Below are 17544 nucleotides of genomic sequence, written 5' to 3'. Positions count from 1 at the left end.
CGATCGTAGTCGTATGGCCAATGATCCCGGCCATGCCTGCCACAGCCACCAGCTCTCGCCAGGGTTCCGTGACCGCGCTGCGGTTCGGGCGGGTCGCGGCGATGGGTGCGGTCGCCGCGCTGATCCTGTTCGCCGGGGTGTGGGGTTCCTGGGGTACCGCGCAGCACGTGATGCTGACCAAGGGACGTGAGCGCGGCACGATCAAGGTGACGGGCTGTACGGAGGACTCGTGCAGTGGTCCGTTCACGCCGGGGTCGGACGGTGCGCGGGCCCGTGCGCGGGTGGTGATCGCGCGGACGGTCGCGGTGCGCAAGGGGCTGACCTACGACGTGGTGGTGAAGCCGGGGACCGATGAGGTGGTGCGGTCCGGGCCGGCGGGGATCCTGTACGCCTGGATACCGTTCGGCGGGGCGTTGCTGCTGGCCTCTGTGGTGGTCGCGGGCGGGATGCGGCTGACGCGGCCGGCGTGGTTGCTGGCGGGGGCGGGGGCGGCGCTGCTGACGGCGGCGTTCGTGGCGCTGTGAGGGATTGGGGCGTTCTTCACGTCTGTGCGGGGCCTGTGTGTTGCCTGTTCGTGATTGACCGGCTGCCCGGTGGAACTGGAAGCTGAACCGCCCCCTCCACATCTTCCTGTTGTCTTCCTGTTCGCATCTCGAAGATGGACTGCCCTATGCCCACCCTCACTCGCGTCGGCGTGCTGACCGCCCTCGCTTCGGCGGCTCTGCTCGCCGTCCCCACCGCCGCGCACGCCACAGCTCCCGGCGACAACGGCACCGTCAAGATCCACGACGCCCGGACCGGCGAGGAGCTGCGCCGCAACGAGCCGCACGTGTGCACCTTCTACCTGGACGCCTTCGGTTTCGACGGCGTCCAGAGCGTCGACTGGCACATCGAGGCCTGGGCGCCGACGGCCGCCGTGAAGGGCGAGACCGTGAAGTCCGGTGCCCTGACCCTGGACGCGGCCGGTCACGGCCGTACGGAGGACCTGTCACTGCCGGACGGCCACTACAAACTGTTCTGGAACTTCGAGGGTGAGAAGGGGTCGGCCAAGCACAAGGTGTTCTGGACCGACTGCTCGGGCTCCGGGGGCGGCGGCGGCAAGCCGTCCGGCTCGGCGTCCGCCTCGCCCTCGGGTACGGCTCCGGGCGCGTCCCCCTCGTCCGCGGCTCCGGCTTCCGCGGCCCCCTCCTCGGCGGCGCCCTCTTCCGGGTCGTCCCCGTCCTCGGCTCCGTCGGCGCAGGGTGCCGGCGGCGATCTGGCCGAGACCGGCAACGGCGTTCCGGTGGGCCCGCTGTCGGCCGCTGCCGCCGCGCTGGTCGGTGCGGGCGGCTGGCTGGTGGCCAGGCGCCGCCGGGCCCGACAGGGCTGAGGATGCCGTAGGCAAAGAGGGTGCCCCCGAGGTCGTAAGGACCTCGGGGGCACCCTCTTTGTGCGGCTGTGCGGCCGTGCGGCCGGAACCGTCAGCCGGTGTTGCGCAGGCCCGCCGCCACGCCGTTGACGGTGAGGAGCAGGGCGCGAGAGAGCAGCGGGTCGGGCGAGTCGCCGGCGGCCGCCGCGTCGCGCTGGCGCTTGAGCAGGGTGACCTGGAGGTAGGAGATGGGGTCCAGGTAGGCGTCGCGGATGGTGAAGGTCTGCCTCAGGGCGGGCTGGGCGTCGAGCAGTTCCTGCTCCCCGGTCACCCGCAGCACCTCGCGGACGGTCAGCTCGTGTTCGGCCTTGATGGTGTCGAAGACGTGCTTGAGTTCGTCGGGGACGAGGGTGTCGACGTAGTGCTGGGCGATCCGCAGGTCCGTCTTCGCGAGGGTCATCTCGACGTTGGAGATGAAGTTGCGGAAGAAGTGCCACTGCTCGTGCATCTCGCCGAGCACGGTGTCGAGGCCCGTCTCGCGCAGGGCCTTCAGGCCGGAGCCCACGCCGAACCAGCCGGGGACGATCTGCCGGGACTGGGTCCAGCCGAACACCCACGGGATGGCGCGCAGGCCGTCGAGGGAGACGCCCGAGCCGGGGCGGCGGGAGGGCCGTGAGCCGAGGTGCAGGTCGGCGAGCTGGTCGACCGGCGTGGAGGCGAGGAAGTAGGTCGGCAGGTCGGGGTCCTCGACGAACCTGCGGTAGGCGGCGTGGGCGGCGTCGGAGACGACGTCCATGGCGGCGTCCCAGCGGGCGAGGGCCTCGTCGGACTGGCGGGGCGCGGTGTGCAGGGCGGAGGCCTGCAGGGTGGCCGCGACGGTCAGTTCGAGGTTCTCCCGGGCGAGGGAGGGGATGAGGTACTTGTCGGAGATGACCTCGCCCTGCTCGGTGACCTTGATCTCGCCCTCCAGGGTGCCCCAGGGCTGGGCGAGGATGGCGTCGTGGGAGGGGCCGCCGCCGCGGCCGACGGTGCCGCCGCGGCCGTGGAAGAGGCGCAGGCGGACGCCGTAGCGGTGGGCGACGTCGCGCAGGCGGCGCTGGGCGCGGTGGATCTCCCACTGGCTGGTGGTGATGCCGCCGAACTTGGAGGAGTCGGAGTAGCCGAGCATGACCTCCTGGACGTCGCCGCGCAGCGCGACCAGGCGCCGGTAGGACGGGTCGGAGAGCATGTCCTCGAGGATGGTGTCGGCGGCGCGCAGCTCGTCGGTGGTCTCCAGGAGCGGGACGATGCCGATCTTCGCCCAGCCGGCGTGCAGGTCGAGGAGGCCGGCCTCGCGGGCGAGGACGGCGGCGGCGAAGACGTCGTCGGCGCCCTGGCACATGGAGATGATGTAGGACTCGATGACCTCGGGTCCGAAGACCTTCAGGGCGCGCTTGACGGTCTCGAAGACGCCGAGGGTCTTGGCGCCGGCCGCGTCGACGGGGGCCGGGGTGGGGGCCAGCGGCCGGCGCGAGCGCAGTTCCTTGGCGAGGAGCTTGGCGCGGTACTCGCGGGGCATGTCGGCGTAGCGCCAGGACTCCTCGCCGAGGCGGTCGAAGAGCTGGCCGAGGGCGTGGTGGTGGGCGTCGGCGTGTTCGCGGACGTCCATGGTGGCGAGCTGGAGGCCGAAGGCGGCCAGGGTGCGGATGGTGCGGTTGAGGCGGCCGTCGGCGAAGAGGGCGCCGCGGTGCCGGCGCAGGGAGGTCTGGACGATCCGCAGGTCGTCGAGCAGCTCGCTGGTGCCGAGGTAGTCGCGGCCCTCCTCGTGGGCGGTGCCCTTGGCGAGGCGCTGCTTGGTGTTCTCCAGCTTCTGCCGGATGCAGGTGGCCTTGAGCCGGTAGGGCTCCTCGGCGTTGAGGCGCTTGTAGCGGGGGCTGATCTCGGGCAGCCGCTGCAGGTCGGCCCCCAGGGACTCGAGGAGTTCCTCGGTGGCGCCGCTGTAGCGGATGGAGTTGGAGAGCAGGCCGCGCAGTTCGTCGATCATCTCCAGGGCGTCGTTGATGCCGTGCTCGTGCTGGAGGATGAGGACGTCCCAGGTGACCTGGGGGGTGACGTTGGGGTTGCCGTCGCGGTCGCCGCCGATCCAGGTGCCGAAGGTGAGGGGGCGGGCGTCGTCGGGGAGCTTGACGCCGACGCGTTCCAGTTCGGCGGTGAGGTCCTCCAGGACGTCGCCGACGGCGTCGGCGTGGAGTTCGTCGAGGTAGTAGATGGCGTTGCGGGCCTCGTCGGCGGGCTCGGGACGCACCACGCGCAGCTCGTCCGTCTGCCACACCAGGTCGATGTTCTCGGCGAGGCGGACGTCGTGGCGGCGGCGGTCGGAGTCGAGGACGGGGGTGTCCAGGAGCGCGGCGATGCGCCGGAGCTTGTTGAGGACCGACCGGCGCGCGGCCTCGGTGGGGTGTGCCGTGAACACCGGGCGAACGTTGAGGTGCTCGACGGTCTGCCGCAGGTGCTCGGGGTCGGCGTCCTTGAGGCGGTCGGCGGTGCGGGCGAGCAGGCCGCCCTCGGCGGCGCGCCTGGCGCGCAGTTCGCGGCCCCGGTGCACCTGCTCGGTGACGTTGGCCAGGTGGAAGTAGGTGGAGAAGGCGCGGACCAGCTTGGCCGCGGTGTCCAGCTCGGTGCCCCGCAGCAGCTCGGCGGCGGCCTCGCCGTCCTCGCGGGTGAGGCGGCGGACCTTCTCGACCAGGTCGAGGAGTTCGGGGCCTTCCTGCCGTACGAGGGTCTCGCCGAGGAGGTCACCCAGTCGCCTGATGTCGGCGCGCAACTCGCTGCTGGTCGTGGTGGTCTGGTCGTCGGCACTGCTCACAGGTGCGGCTCCTTGCAGTGTTGAAGCTCGTCTGGGAGGGAACCCGGTGCATCCATCCACCACGCGGCGAGTGCCGCATACGGGCCGGAGCGTCCGGGAAGGATTCAGAGCGGACCGCGCTGTCCGACCGACTCCAAGGATAGGTGTCGATGAGGACGCGCAGACTCTCGGGCTCTTGTCGCCGAGCGAGGCGCTGCCATACTTACGTCGCCGTAGGTTACGGAACCGTAGGGAAAGTACCGCTCCGAGTCCCGTCCGGTCCCGGCGGCCCGGCACCTGCCTCTACCCTCGACCCCACAGGGGACGCGCATGACCTCGAGTTCCGATGTGATCGAAGAAGCCCGTAAGGCCAACGACACTTCCATCCCCTCCGCCACGCTGGGTGGCGAGCAGAAGCGTTCGATCGAGCAGATCACGCTGCTCCTGTTCATCACCGTGCCGTTCCTGGCTCTCGTGGCGGCCGTGCCGCTGGCCTGGGGGTGGGGGGTGAGCTGGCTCGACGTGAGCCTGCTGGTGTTCATGTACTTCCTGGGGTGCCACGGCATCACGATCGGTTTCCACCGGTACTTCACCCATGGTTCGTTCAAGGCCAAACGACCGTTGCGGATCGCTTTGGCGATCATGGGGTCGCTGGCGGTCGAGGGCCCGCTGGTGCGCTGGGTGGCCGACCATCGCAAGCACCACAAGTTCTCCGACGCGGAGGGTGACCCGCACTCGCCGTGGCGGTTCGGGGAGACGCTCCCCGCGCTGATGAAGGGCCTGTGGTGGGCGCACATCGGCTGGATGTTCGACGAGGAGCAGACACCGCAGGACAAGTACGCCCCGGACCTGATCAAGGACCCGGCGATCCGGGCGGTCTCCCGCCAGTTCGTCCTGTGGACGGCCGTGTCCCTCGCGCTGCCTCCGCTGGTCGGCGGTCTGGTGACGATGTCCTGGTGGGGCGCGTGCACCGCGTTCTTCTGGGGATCACTCGTGCGGGTGGCGCTGTTGCACCATGTGACGTGGTCGATCAACTCGATCTGTCACGCGGTGGGCAAGCGGCCGTTCAAGTCGCGGGACCGCTCGGGCAACGTGTGGTGGCTGGCGGTCCTGTCCTGCGGGGAGTCCTGGCACAACCTGCACCACGCCGACCCGACCTCGGCCCGGCACGGTGTGATGCGCGGCCAGATCGACTCCTCCGCGCGTTTCATCCGCTGGTTCGAGCTGCTCGGCTGGGCGTACGACGTGCGCTGGCCGTCACGCTCGCGTATCGATTCGCGCCGTGACACCGGGGAAGGCGGCTCCCGGCGCCGGAAGGAGACCGCTGAGGCGGCATGATTGACGCCGTGGCGACCGATTCCAGCAGCACTCCCGGCAGTGACAAGCAGCGGCGGACCCGCCGCACCCGTATGACCGGTGCGGAGCGCCGCCAGCAGCTGCTGGAGATCGGTCGCACACTCTTCGCGACGAAGGGTTTCGAGGGCACGTCGGTGGAGGAGATCGCGGCGAAGGCCGGGGTGTCCAAGCCGGTGGTGTACGAGCACTTCGGCGGCAAGGAGGGCCTGTACGCGGTGGTGGTCGACCGCGAGATGCGGCGGCTGCTGGACATGGTGACCAGCTCGCTGACGGCCGGCCACCCCCGCGAGCTGTGCGAACAGGCGGCCTTCGCGCTGCTGGACTACATCGAGGAGTACACGGACGGCTTCCGCATCCTGGTCCGTGACTCCCCCATCCCCCAGTCCACCGGCTCCTTCGCCTCCCTCATCTCCGACATCGCCACCCAGGTGGAGGACATCCTGGGCCGGGAGTTCAAGAGCCGGGGCTTCGACCCGAAGCTGGCTCCCCTGTACGCCCAGGCGCTGGTCGGCATGGTCGCGCTGACCGGCCAGTGGTGGCTGGACGTGCGCCGCCCGAAGAAGGCCGAGGTCGCGGCGCATCTGGTGAATCTGGCGTGGCACGGGCTGGACGGTCTCGAGCAGAAGCCCCGGTTGATAGGGCACCGCAAGAGCTGAGCCCACCGGGGCAGCGGGGCCCGATCACCCGGCCGGCTCCACCGGCTCCAGGAACTCCAGCCGGTTCCCCACCGGGTCCTCGGAGTAGAAGCGCCGGTGGCCCGGCAGGTCGTCGTCCCAGGTGACGGGCGCCCCGCGGGCCGCCAGCCGGGCCGCGTACGCCTCGATGCCGGCCACCCGCAGCCCCGGGTGGGCCTTGCGCGCGGGCCGGAAGTCCGCCTCGACGCCCAGGTGGAGCTGGACGGTGCCCGCCGCGAACCAGCAGCCGCCGCGTGCCGCCGGTGCGGGCGGCTTGGGGATCTCCGTCATCCCGAGGACGTCCCCGTAGTACGCCCGCAGGGCGTCCTCCGTCCCCGGCGGTGCCGCGAGCTGCACATGGTCGACCGCGACGAGCATCCTCACTCCCCCTTCGCCGCCACCGCGAACAGCCGGCGGAACGGCAGCACCGTGCCGTACGGCGCGCTCGGGTAGGCCTCCCGCAGCAGGTCCCGGTACTCGCCGACGAACGCGTCGCGGGCCTCGGGGTCGTCGGCCAGCGCGGTCAGGGCGGGGCGCAGGCCCGTGCCCTTCACCCAGTCGAGGACCGGGTCCTCGCCGGTCAGGACGTGGAGGTACGTCGTCTGCCACACGTCGGCCGCGCAGCCGAGGCGGGCGAGACGGTCCAGGTACACCTCCGGTCGGTGCACGGAGTCCGTGTGGCGCAGGACGTCGGCGAGGCGGGACTTCCAGCGGGGGCCGGCGGCCAGCTCGCGCATCAGGGCGTGCAGCGGGGCGTCGATGTTGTCCGGGACCTGGAAGGCGAAGGTGCCGCCGGGCTTCAGGGCGGCGGTCCAGTCCGCGAAGCGGTCGGCGTGGCCCGGCACCCACTGCAGGGTGGCGTTGGAGATGATCAGGTCGTACGGCTCCTCGGGCGTCCAGACGCGGGCGTCGGCCTGGGCGAAGTCCAGCCGGCCGCCCCCTGCCGTCGCTCCCTCGTGGTCGACGTGCGCCTTGTCGAGCATCTCGGGCGAGTTGTCGTAGCCGGTGATGTGGGCGGTCGGCCAGCGTTCGGCGAGCAGGGCGGTGACGTTGCCCGGGCCGCAGCCGAGGTCGGCGATGCGCGGCCGGCCGGCGGGCAGGTCCGGTACCCGGGCGAGGAGGTCGAGGAAGGGGCGGGCCCGGTGGCCGGCGTGGCGGAGGTACTGGGCGGGGTCCCAGGTGGGGGTCGTCATGCGTCCCACTGTCCCGCCCACTTATCTTGATGTCAAGAAACTTGAACTCAAGAGACTTCATGTCGACACAACCACTACACTGATCTCCATGGAGGACGAGGTCGATCGGCTGGTCGCAGCGTGGCGCCGGGAGCGCCCGGACCTCGACGTGGAGCCGCTCGAGGTGCTCAGCCGCGTCAGCAGACTGGCCCGGCATCTGGACCGCGCACGGCGGCTCGCCTTTGCCGAGCACCAGCTCGAGCCCTGGGAGTTCGACGTACTGACCGCGCTCAGGCGCGCGGGAACGCCGTACCAGCTCTCCCCCGGGCAGCTGCTGACGCAGACTCTGGTCACCTCGGGCACGATGACCAACCGCATCGACCGGCTTGCGAAGAAGGGCCTGGTGGAGCGGCTGCCCGACCCGAGCGACCGGCGGGGCGTGCTGGTCCGGCTGACCGCCACGGGCCAGGACCGCGCGGACCAGGCGCTGGCGGGCCTGCTGGACCAGGAGCGGGCGATCCTCGCCGAGCTGTCCCGCGCCCAGCGGGCCGAACTGGCCGGCCTGCTACGCCAGTTGACCGCCCCGTTCGACAACATCCCCGGCTAGGTCCACCGGTCCCACGCCCGCCCGCCGGGCGAGCGCCACGGCGGCGAGCGTCGAATGGACGCCCAGCTTGCCGAGGACGTTCTGCATGTGGGTGCGCACGGTGTGCGGGGAGAGGAAGAGCCGTTCGGCGACGGCCTTGCGGCCCAGGCCCGCGACCATGCAGCGCAGCACCTCCCGCTCGCGCGGGGTCAGCGACTCCACCAGCCGCTCGCTCTCGGTACGGTGCTTGCGCGCGGCCGTCAGCTCCTTGAGGACTCCGGTGAGCAGGGCCGGCGGCAGATGGGTCTCGTCGCGCAGCACACCCCGGATCACCGTCAGCAGCCGGGAGAGCGAGCAGTCCTTGGCGACCCAGCCGGAGGCGCCTGCCTGCAGGGCGAGGGCCGCGCGCCGGGGGTCGTCCTTCTCGGCGAGGACCACGGTCCGCACCGCGGGCTGCGCCGAGCGGACGCCCGTGACCAGCGAGATGCCGTCGACCAGGCCCTCCTCGTTGCCCTCCTGGACGGGCACGGCCCGCCGGGCACCGGGCAGGTTGCCGCCCAGGTCGGCGTCGACGAGCAGGACGTCGTAGCGGCGGCCCTCGGTGACCGCGCGCTCCAGGCAGCGCAGCGCGGCGGGGCCGCTGCCGGCGGCGGAGACGTCGACGTCGGGCTCGGCGGCAAGCGCCGCGGCCAGTGACTCGGCGAAGATGCGGTGGTCGTCGACGACCAGGACTCGGATGCGAACCACGAAACCCCCTTCCCCAGGCTCCGCGCGGAGCAGGGGATACCCAAGGTCCGGAGAACGACGACCCGCGCGGACACGACACCTACGGAGGGAACGCCGACCGCATGGCCGCCGCCGTTGCGGAAACTGCTACCCCCACCGCAGGCGTCGTACCCGCCTGTCTCGCCCCCTGATCAGCACCGGCCCCCACCGGCACTGCTCATCAGAGTACGGATGGGAGCAGGGAGGGGAAGCCGATTTACAGAACTGGCCGTCCGGCACGTTTATGGTGTGCCGCATGTTTCGTATTGAGGCGGAAGTCGACAAAGTCCGACGTGATCTGCTCCGCTCCCGGCTGCGGGACACCAACACGGCGGCGTCCCCCGTCCTGGCCGCGCTGCGCGGCACGCCCGGCGAACGCGAAGTCCCCCTGCACGTCTGGGCCCTGGACTCCTCGGACAACCTGGCCGGCGGACTGGTCGGCCACACCTGGACGACCTGGCTGCACGTCACCTACCTGTGGGTCGACTCCCGCCACCGCGGCGCGGGCCTCGGCTCGCACCTCCTCGACACGGCCGAGCGCATCGCCCGCACCGACCGCGGCTGCACGTCCGCCCGCCTGGAGACCTGGGACTTCCAGGCACCGCGCTTCTACCGGAAGCAGGGCTACGAGGTGGTGTGCGTCATCCCCGACTACCCGCCCGGAATCACGGAGTACACCCTGACCAAGCGGCTGGGCTGAAGCGCCGGCGCCCCTTCACTCACTCCGGAGGGAGTCCCAGCTCTTTCGCACTGTACCGGGGCAGACCGGTGGTGTCGATCGTCCAGGTGCCCAGGTCGGTGGCGACGGTGACAGGCTTGCCGTACGGGAGGTGCAACCGGTTCTCGTAGCAGGGTCGGCCCTCGGTCCGGCCGATTCCCCACTGGTAGGTCCACGTCCCGTCGCGGGGGTCCAGGATCAAGTAGTGGGCGATGCCCATGGCCGGATAGTCACGGGTCTTGTGCTCGTAGTCGTTCTCGGGGTTGGACGGCGAGACGATCTCGATCGCAAGGACGATCTCGTGCGGGTCGAGCGGGTCATCGGTCTGCATGGCCTCGCCCGAGCACACGAGAATGTCCGGGATCCGCAGCTTGCCAAGGGACTCGTCGTCCGTGTCGGTCGCCTCGAACGCGAAGTAGCCATGCGGAACCTGCGCGTCGAGCTGCCGGGAGACCAGCTTCGCCGTGAACTGGTGGCGAGGCCGCGGGCTCATCATCATCACAAGCTGTCCGTCGCTGATCTCGGGCCAGGCGAAGCCCGGCGGCGGAGTGATGCGATTACGGCGCTCCCGCAGCCGCCGGTACAGGATCTGCTGAGTCATCGGTCCTCCCGACTCTCAGTATGACGGCGACGACCTGCCGGTGCGGGTTGTGGGGTGGGAATGGGCTGAGCGCCGGCCCCGATGAGGATCTCGGCCCAGACCATCAGGCCGCTGCCGATCCGCCACGTCCCCCAGCGGTTCGCCAAGGCCTGAGTGATCAGTAAGCCACGGCCCTGTTCCTGATCCGGCCCTGGCCTTGTGGGCGGCGTGGCGGGAGTCACCGATGCGCGGCCATTACCCTCGTCGGTCACGCTGATCGTGACCACGTCGGCCATGAGGGCGCAGGTGACCGTGACAGTGCGGCTGTCGCTGTGCTCCAGGGCGTTGGCGACGAGCTCCGGCGATCGTCTCCAGGTAGCTGGGGTTCCATCGACCGGCGGGGGCGGGGTGCTGGCGGCCGGGGCGTGAGGGGCGGGGCCGGGGGCGAAGGTGGCGGTGGAGGCGGAGACGGCTCCACCGCAGGCAACACCGGGCCGCCCGCCCGCAGCCGCTCGATGGTCTGCTCGGCCCGGCGGCGGGCGTGCGGGGCGTCGTCACGTTCGTAGTAGCGAGGGACGCCCCCGCGGCCGAGCGTGCCGGTGGAGAGCGGCCGGTAGCCGAGCGCGTGAGCAGTCTTCACCATGCGGCGAGCCTTCTCGACGTCGACGTGGCCGAACCGCAGGTGCGCCCGGCCACGGCCGTCGAAGTGCGCGACGATCTCCTCGTCCCTCATCAGCTGTCCTTGTAGCGGGGCAGTTCCTCGGGAAAGTCGCGGGACTCCTTGCACTCGGCCAGCTTGTAGGCGTGCTCAGCCAGCCGGTAAGCGAAGTCGGTCAGGGCCTGTCGCAGCGGCACTCCGGTGGCCTTGGCGCGGCCGTATGTCCGGGTCTCACCGATGACGGCGTAAGGCTGGGATGCGTCGTCCTTGGTCAGGCCGCGCGGCGTACAGGGCACGTAGACCGATGACGTGTCCGCCTCGCTATCGATCTGGGCCAGCGCTTCCACGTCACCCACGGATACACGGACGATGTGATGGCGGAGCCCGGAGCCTCGATAGAATTCGAGCCAGTTTTTACGGGAGGCGGACTGCACCCGCGCCTCCCCGGAGAGGGAAACGTCGTCGCTGGTGGTGACATGGCACCAGAAACTGAGGTGGTCCCCTCCGCCCTGAGTGTCGGAGCCGCTTTCGGCCGATTGTGCCCTGGGCAGCACTTCCTTTACCAGGTCCCGCTTCAGAGTGCCTTCACACATCTTGTCCGGGAGTAGATAGAGGCCCTTGTTCAAGAACAGCCATCCAGCGCCACAGAAGAGCCCGAGAGCCACAAAGAATACAAGGATTACTCTCGTGTTCCGCCAGGAAGCAAGTCGCGTTCGACTCTTCTGCTCTTCCACTAGGGACGCTCCTTCGTATTACTCAAGTAGTGACTACTCTCGTCCCAGCCTTCGTTGACGGAAGTGCGGATCAGATCGTTGGCATCGTCCTTGGGCAGGTCCACATGATGTCGAGCGAGCGCGTCCTCAGTCGACCACTGTGTCTGCTGACTGACGGAATCTCGCATCGCGTACAGGTCCTTGGCACTTGTGTACAGCCCATTGTCCTTGGCGCCGTGCATCTGCTGTGCCTCGATCAGCCGGTCGACAGCCCCATTGGCGACGACTCCAGCTGTTCCCCCGACTACGGATCCCATGATTTTCCCACCGTATTCCGCGGGGAGCTCAAGGCCACTGAACGCGATCGAGACCCAGCTCTTCGCTGCGTCCCCCTTGTCCTTCAGGGCGCTGTTGTAGTCCGTCTCTCCGTCTACGGCGGCCTTCACTTCGCCGTCAGCGACGGAATGACCGACAATACCCTCGATGACGCCCGAATTTCTGCCGATGTTCTGAAGGACGTGGTCACGGGATCCATGGAACAAAGAAGGGTCGGAAAGGTGTGACTCGAGAAGACTTCCGGTGTAGATACTCTCACCGAAGATGATCCCCGCCCTGCCCGCCGGGTCAGCGGAAGTGGCGGAAAGGAATCGCACGACATCGGGGATGCGCTTTCCTCGGAAGGCATCGGGGACTTCACTGTTCGTCAGGAAAGCGGATTCCGAGTTGGGACCGGCCAGGGCCTGGCTGATCTCCGGCATATAGGCCGCGGCCATGTCCCCGAAACTCTCGCCCAGCCCCTTGGTCACCAGGTCCGCGCCCCTGTCGGGGTCAGCCACCGCCTGCATCACGTTGGCCATGATCTTGATCTGGGCCGCGCTGTGCGGCGGGGCCGCGGAGGTCGTGTCGTCGTCCGCGACTCCGGTGACCGCGCTCTCCAGAGCCCGCCCCAGAGACTCGCCCCGCTCCGTGTACCTGGTCGTGCCGAGCATGTGGTCCAGGTCCGACTTGGACTCGAAGGCGTGCTCGGCCGCCTCCGGGTTGTGGGAGAGGCCGTCGAACAGTCCCTCCAGCGGGTCCCGGCCGTTGCCGTCGCCGAAGACGAGGTCCGTCGCGTTGTAGCCCTTGACCCACAGGTCGTCGGTGTTCGACTCCCCCGCTCCCCTGTCCTGCTTGAACAGCTTCTCGCGGTAGTCGTCGAGGAACTCGGTGTCGTACTGGCCCTGGCGCATGAGGCTGCTGATGACCTGGGAGCCGAGGGCGCCGATCGGGCTGGGCGACTTGTCCGCGAGGAAGTTGGTGTTGGTCTCGGCGAGGAGGTCCTTCTTCCAGTCCTTCATCGCGTCCGAGTCCGAGAAGGACGCCGTGGCCAGCGTCATGCTCAGGTTGGACTGCAGGTCCTTCATCGTGTCGAGTTCCGAGCCCCTGGCACCTGCATGGGTGAAGGACATCTCGGTCCAGAACTGCAGCGTCCCCTTGGCTCCGAGGCCTGCCGCGAACTTCTCCGCGAACAGCGGATCGTCGTGGTACTTCGCCATCGTGCGGTTGAAGGACTTGATGTCGTCCAGGGACATGTCGGACGGCTTCTTGGCCATCTTGGCCAGCTTCTCGGCAGCCGCGACGGCTTCGGCCGCCTCGTCGCGGTTCGCGTAGGAGGCGTCGGAGAAGCCGTACTTGACCTGGTCGACGAGGAGGCGCAGAGCCTCCGAGGCGGTGTTGTCGCTCTCTGTGGCCTTGGTCAGGATGCCCTGGATCTCCTTGGCGAAGGCGTCCACGACCTTCTGGTCCGTCGCGCCGGTCTTTCCGCTGGGGTCCGAAGACCAGTCGGGCCGGGTGTTGCCCATCACGGAGAACGTGCCGTCATGATTGTCGACCACGGTCAGATGCTGGTCGTTGGCCCGCTTGATCGCATCGTTCACCTGGGTGCGGTAGCTGATCAGTTCGCCCCGCGTGTCGCTGAGGATCTTGGTGATGGAGTCGGCCTGGGTGTGCGCGTCGCCGAACTCGGCGGCGGTCCGGGCGATGAACTCGCGGCTGACAGTGGCGTTGACCCCCTTCCACTTGGCAGTGTCCGCCTTCGCCTTGAGCTTGCCCTCGGCGTCGTCCTTCAGCTCGGCGAGTTTCTTCGTCATCTGCTCCCAGTCGGTGACCGCGTCACCGAGCTTGGCGAAGTTGCCGTGGCGCAGTGTGTCGAGATGCATCGGCGGTCAGTGGCCCTTCCGGTCGTCGAAGCCCTCGTCGAGCGTGGCGATGCTGCTGACCGCGCCGGCGATGTAGGAGTCGTCGGCGTCGTGCTGGTTCTTCGTGTACCGCAGGTGGTTGGAGATGTGGGCGCAGGCGTCCAGCAGCGTCTTGCACTGCTCGCTCCAGCGCTCCGTCACATGCTCCAGCGCGCCACCCAGGGCGAAACCCTCACCTTTGAGGCCGCCCGCGGCAGCCTCGGAGGCCACGCGCGCGTGCCCGCTGTAGGTCGTGAAGTCGTCGAAGAGGTCATGGGCCGCCTTGCCGACCGTCTCGAGATCCTTGTGTCCTACGACGAGGTCTCCCTGCGTGCCGCCGCCTCCTTGGTCGGCCGGGTACTGATTGAGCTGCATCCGTGTGGAATGCTGGTCGGCCGTCTGGGCCTTCAGCTGCTCCCACTCCTCCCACGCCATGTATGGCCTCCCCCGTGTCTCCTGCACCGCCGGACTCCGGCGGTCATGGCGATGAACATTACCGGCCGGTGCCAAGCGCCCTACGGGGCCGGGTACTTCGGCGACCCGGGGCAGGGGCCTGGAACGACGGCACCGGCCCCGTACACGCTGATCGTGTACGGGGCCGGTGGCGGTGCGCAGGGGCAGGTATTGTCAGCCCACTCGTCGTGCCCCCGGCGCCGGTACCGCCTCGAAGACCCGGGGCGCCGTGAAGCCGGAGGCCGAGAAGGCTTCCTGGATCGCCTTGGTGAGGGTGTCCACGTCGGTGGCCTCCGCGAGGACGATCGCCGAGCCGCCGAAGCCGCCGCCGGTCATACGGGCGCCGAGGGCGCCGTGGGCCAGGGCGGTGTCGACGACCAGGTCCAGCTCGGGGCAGGAGATGCGGAAGTCGTCGCGGAGGGAGGCGTGGCCCTCGGTGAGGACGGGACCGATGGCGCGGGTCTCGCCGGAGCGGAGCAGGTCGACGACGCGCTCGACCCGGTGGTCCTCCGTCACCACGTGCCGGACCAGGCGGACGACCTCCTCCTCGTCGCCGAGGCGGGCGAGCGCCGCGTCCAGGTCGGCGAATGCGATGTCGCGCAGGGCGTCCACGCCGAGCAGGGCCGCGCCCTTCTCGCAGCCGGCCCGGCGCTTGCCGTACTCGCCGCCGCTGTGGGCGTGCTTGACCTGGGTGTCCACGACGAGCAGGCGCAGGCCCTCGGCCGCCAGGTCGAAGGGGATCTGCCGCTGGGACAGGTCCCGGGTGTCGAGGAAGAGGGCGTGCCCGGATTCGCAGCAGGCGGAGGCCGTCTGGTCCATGATGCCGGTCGGCGCACCGACGTAGACGTTCTCGGCGCGCTGGCACAGGCGGGCCAGCTGCCGGCGTTGCAGACCGAGGTCGTAGAGCTCGTCGAGGGCGAGCGCGATCACGACCTCCAGCGCGGCGGAGGAGGACAGGCCGGCACCGGTCGGGACCGTGGAGGCGAGGTGGACGTCCGCGCCGGTGACCGGGTGCCCGGCCTCGCGCAGGGCCCAGACCACGCCCGCCGGGTACGCCGTCCAGTTGTCGTCGCTCAGCGGGGCGAGGGCGTCCAGCCGTAGTTCCACGACGCCGCCCTCGACGTCCGCCGAGTGCAGGCGCAGGACGCCGTCGTCGCGGCGGGAGACCGCCGCCGTCGCCTGGTGCGGCAGCGCGAACGGCATCACGAAGCCGTCGTTGTAGTCGGTGTGCTCGCCGATCAGGTTGACCCGGCCGGGCGCCGCCCAGACGCCCTCGGGCTCCGTCCCGTACAGCTCGGTGAAGCGCTCCGCGACCTGCTGTGCCCCCACTACTGCCCCCTTGCGATGCTCTGCGCGAACTCCCACGCGTCCGCGACGATCCCCGCGAGGTCCGCGCGGGACGGGTTCCAGCCCAGTTCCTCGCGAGCCGTGTCCGCGGAGGCGACCAGGACCGCCGGGTCGCCTCCGCGGCGCGGGGCGACGACCTCGGGGATCGGGTGGCCGGTGACCGTGCGGACGGTCTCGATGACCTGGCGGACGGAGAAACCGCTGCCGTTGCCGAGGTTGCAGATCAGGTGCTCCCCCGGCCGCGCGGCCGTCAGGGCCAGCAGGTGGGCCTCGGCCAGGTCCGCGACATGGATGTAGTCGCGCACGCAGGTGCCGTCCGGGGTCGGGTAGTCGTCGCCGTAGACGGAGATCGCCTCGCGGCGGCCCTGGGCGACCTGGAGAACCAGCGGAATCAGGTGCGACTCGGGGTCGTGGCGCTCGCCGTGGGCACCGTAGGCGCCGGCCACGTTGAAGTAGCGCAGGGACACCGCGGCCAGGCCGTGGGCGTTCGCCTCGCTGGTGATCATGTGGTCGACCGCGAGCTTGGTGGCGCCGTAGGGGCTGGTCGGCCTGGTCGGGGTGGTCTCCACGATCGGGACCTGCTCCGGCTCGCCGTAGGTGGCCGCCGTGGAGGAGAAGACCAGCTTGCGGACGCCCGCCTCGCGCATCGCGCCGAGCAGGGCCATGCTGCCGGCGACGTTGTTGTCCCAGTACTTCTCCGGCTTCGCCACCGACTCGCCGACCTGTGAGAAGGCGGCGAAGTGCAGGACGCCGCCGTAGGAGGCGTCGAGCCACTTGGCGGCGTCGCGGATGTCGCCCTCGACGAACGCGGCCCCGGCGGGCACGGCCTCGCGGAAGCCGGTGGAAAGGTTGTCGAGGACGGTGACCTCGTGGCCGGCCTCCAGCAGGTGCTGGGCCACGACACTGCCGACGTATCCCGCGCCACCCGTCACCAGGTACTTCATGAACTCGCTACCTCTCGCAGTCGCTGGGCCGCGCGTTCCGGCGGCACGTCGTTGATGAACACGTTCATGCCGGACTCGGAACCCGCGAGAAACTTCAGCTTGCCGGAAGTGCGGCGGATGGTGAAAAGCTCGAGGTGGAGCGCGAAGTCGTCCCGCGTGACACCGTCGAAATCCTCCAGCGCGCCGAACGGGGCCTGGTGCCAGGCCGCGATGTACGGCGTCGGAGGCTCTCCGTGGCCGAAGATCCGGTCGAAGCGCCTCAAGAGTTCCAGATGGACCTGGGGGAATTCTGTGCGTGCGGCCTCGTCCAGGCCGAGCAGATCGGGGACGCGCCGCTTGGGATACAGGTGGACCTCGTACGGCCAGTGCGCCGCGTAGGGCACGAAGGCCGCCCAGTGTTCACCCTCAAGGACGACCCGCTCCCCGGCGAGTTCCCGCTCCAGAACGGCGTCGAACAGGTTCTCCCCACCGGTCGCCTCCTTGTGTGCGGCGAGCGAGCGGAGCATCAGCGCGGTGCGAGGCGTGGTGAAGGGGTAGGCGTAGATCTGACCGTGCGGGTGGCCCAGGGTCACGCCGATCTCTTCCCCGCGGTTCTCGAAACAGAACACCTGCTCGACGGAGGGCAGATGCGACAGCTCCGACGTCCGGTCCGTCCACGCGTCCAGCACCAGGCGCGCCTGCTCCTCGGTGAGGTCGGCGAAGGAGGCGTCGTGGTCGGAGGTGAAGCAGACGACCTCACAGCGCCCGGAGTCGCCGGCCAGCGAGGGGAAGCGGTTCTCGAAGACGACGACGTCGTACGAGGAGTCCGGGATCTCGCTGAGGCGCTCGCCCCGCGTCGGGCACAGCGGGCACTCGTCGGCCGGCGGGTGATAGGTGCGGCCCTGGCGGTGGGAGGCGACGGCGACCGAGTCGCCGAGCAGCACATCGCAGCGGATCTCGGACGTGGTGACCGTGCGGTCCAGCGGGCGGCGGTCGACGGCGTCCCGCACGGTGTCGTCGCGGAGGTCGTAGTAGATCAGCTCACGGCCGTCGGCCAGCCGTGTCGATGTCTTCTTCAACGCCGGACTCCTCTACGTCCCGGACCCGATCACTCAACACAATCAAACATAACAGACCACAACCCGACAACACCTAGGACCATCACAATCAAACAAAGAACCCCATCAGAAGTGTTCAATTTCTGAACGCGG

Annotated in this window: 17 protein-coding genes and 1 pseudogene; 6 read left to right on the top strand and 12 right to left on the bottom strand. The window is 69.6% G+C overall.

The window, feature by feature from the left end; translation table 11 throughout:
• Positions 1-20 precede the first annotated feature (20 nt).
• Together AC07CM_RS23695 and AC07CM_RS23690 are read left to right on the top strand one after the other, a co-directional pair.
• A complete protein-coding gene (locus AC07CM_RS23695; RefSeq protein ID WP_478878440.1) occupies positions 21-524 on the top strand; it encodes a hypothetical protein in 504 nt (167 codons plus the stop codon).
• A 146-nt stretch (positions 525-670) separates the two neighbouring features.
• A complete protein-coding gene (locus AC07CM_RS23690) occupies positions 671-1369 on the top strand; it encodes an LPXTG cell wall anchor domain-containing protein (RefSeq protein WP_478878439.1) in 699 nt (232 codons plus the stop codon).
• A gap of 91 nt (positions 1370-1460) precedes the next feature.
• On the opposite strand, the gene ppc is transcribed toward AC07CM_RS23690, so the two are convergent.
• On the bottom strand, positions 1461-4193 hold the full coding sequence (gene ppc / locus AC07CM_RS23685; protein WP_478878438.1) for a phosphoenolpyruvate carboxylase: 2733 nt from the start codon (positions 4191-4193) through the stop codon (positions 1461-1463).
• Positions 4194-4502: 309 nt separating this feature from the next.
• Here ppc and AC07CM_RS23680 point away from each other — a divergent pair, with 309 nt between their 5' ends.
• Positions 4503-5510, top strand: coding sequence for an acyl-CoA desaturase (locus AC07CM_RS23680; protein ID WP_478878437.1), 1008 nt, complete (start codon positions 4503-4505; stop codon positions 5508-5510).
• Positions 5507-6184: a TetR family transcriptional regulator gene (locus tag AC07CM_RS23675; protein ID WP_478878436.1), complete on the top strand. Its 678-nt coding sequence runs from the start codon at positions 5507-5509 to the stop codon at positions 6182-6184. Before AC07CM_RS23680 ends, AC07CM_RS23675 begins: the two co-directional genes overlap by 4 nt.
• Positions 6185-6208: 24 nt before the next feature.
• Here the strand turns inward: AC07CM_RS23675 and AC07CM_RS23670 are convergent, their stop codons facing one another.
• Positions 6209-6580 (bottom strand): VOC family protein, encoded by a 372-nt coding sequence (locus AC07CM_RS23670; protein WP_478878435.1) that lies wholly within the window; start codon positions 6578-6580, stop codon positions 6209-6211.
• Between the two features lie 2 nt (positions 6581-6582).
• Positions 6583-7395, bottom strand: coding sequence for a trans-aconitate 2-methyltransferase (locus AC07CM_RS23665; RefSeq protein ID WP_478878434.1), 813 nt, complete (start codon positions 7393-7395; stop codon positions 6583-6585).
• An 88-nt stretch (positions 7396-7483) separates the two neighbouring features.
• Between AC07CM_RS23665 and AC07CM_RS23660 the strand changes: the two genes are divergently transcribed.
• Entirely contained in the window at positions 7484-7981 is a 498-nt protein-coding gene (locus AC07CM_RS23660; protein WP_478878433.1) for a MarR family winged helix-turn-helix transcriptional regulator, read from the top strand.
• Here AC07CM_RS23660 and AC07CM_RS23655 read toward each other — a convergent pair.
• On the bottom strand, positions 7940-8707 hold the full coding sequence (locus AC07CM_RS23655; RefSeq protein WP_478878432.1) for a LuxR C-terminal-related transcriptional regulator: 768 nt from the start codon (positions 8705-8707) through the stop codon (positions 7940-7942). The genes AC07CM_RS23660 and AC07CM_RS23655 overlap by 42 nt on opposite strands.
• 262 nt (positions 8708-8969) lie before the next feature.
• On the opposite strand from AC07CM_RS23655, the gene AC07CM_RS23650 reads away from it, so the two are divergent.
• On the top strand, positions 8970-9425 hold the full coding sequence (locus tag AC07CM_RS23650; RefSeq protein WP_478878431.1) for a GNAT family N-acetyltransferase: 456 nt from the start codon (positions 8970-8972) through the stop codon (positions 9423-9425).
• Positions 9426-9444: 19 nt separating this feature from the next.
• On the opposite strand, the gene AC07CM_RS23645 is transcribed toward AC07CM_RS23650, so the two are convergent.
• The 8 genes and pseudogenes from AC07CM_RS23645 to galT form a co-directional block, all read right to left on the bottom strand.
• Positions 9445-10044 carry a Uma2 family endonuclease gene (locus tag AC07CM_RS23645; RefSeq protein WP_478878430.1) on the bottom strand — a complete coding sequence of 200 codons (600 nt, stop codon included), beginning with the start codon at positions 10042-10044 and terminating at the stop codon, positions 9445-9447.
• Positions 10041-10370: pseudogene (locus AC07CM_RS23640) on the bottom strand (ATP-binding protein); the annotation flags it as partial. The gene AC07CM_RS23645 and the pseudogene AC07CM_RS23640, both read right to left, overlap by 4 nt.
• Positions 10371-10755: 385 nt before the next feature.
• The gene (locus tag AC07CM_RS23635; protein WP_478878429.1) at positions 10756-11307 is read right to left on the bottom strand and encodes a hypothetical protein; all 552 of its coding nucleotides are present in this window, start codon (positions 11305-11307) and stop codon (positions 10756-10758) included.
• Between the two features lie 107 nt (positions 11308-11414).
• The gene (locus AC07CM_RS23630) at positions 11415-13592 is read right to left on the bottom strand and encodes a hypothetical protein (RefSeq protein WP_478878428.1); all 2178 of its coding nucleotides are present in this window, start codon (positions 13590-13592) and stop codon (positions 11415-11417) included.
• Positions 13593-13598: 6 nt separating this feature from the next.
• The gene (locus tag AC07CM_RS23625; RefSeq protein WP_478878427.1) at positions 13599-14045 is read right to left on the bottom strand and encodes a hypothetical protein; all 447 of its coding nucleotides are present in this window, start codon (positions 14043-14045) and stop codon (positions 13599-13601) included.
• Between the two features lie 192 nt (positions 14046-14237).
• The gene (gene galK / locus AC07CM_RS23620) at positions 14238-15392 is read right to left on the bottom strand and encodes a galactokinase (RefSeq protein WP_478878426.1); all 1155 of its coding nucleotides are present in this window, start codon (positions 15390-15392) and stop codon (positions 14238-14240) included.
• Complete coding sequence (galE, locus tag AC07CM_RS23615; RefSeq protein WP_478878425.1) at positions 15392-16354, bottom strand: UDP-glucose 4-epimerase GalE; 963 nt, start codon at positions 16352-16354, stop codon at positions 15392-15394. The genes galK and galE overlap by 1 nt, the downstream gene beginning before the upstream one ends.
• Positions 16351-17412, bottom strand: coding sequence for a galactose-1-phosphate uridylyltransferase (gene galT, locus AC07CM_RS23610; RefSeq protein WP_478878424.1), 1062 nt, complete (start codon positions 17410-17412; stop codon positions 16351-16353). Before galT ends, galE begins: the two co-directional genes overlap by 4 nt.
• Positions 17413-17544: the final 132 nt, after the last annotated feature.

The organism is Streptomyces sp. NPDC044061, from assembly GCF_056434305.1.
Note: the sequence above shows the minus strand (reverse complement) of the source record. Positions and strands in the feature narration are given on the sequence as shown.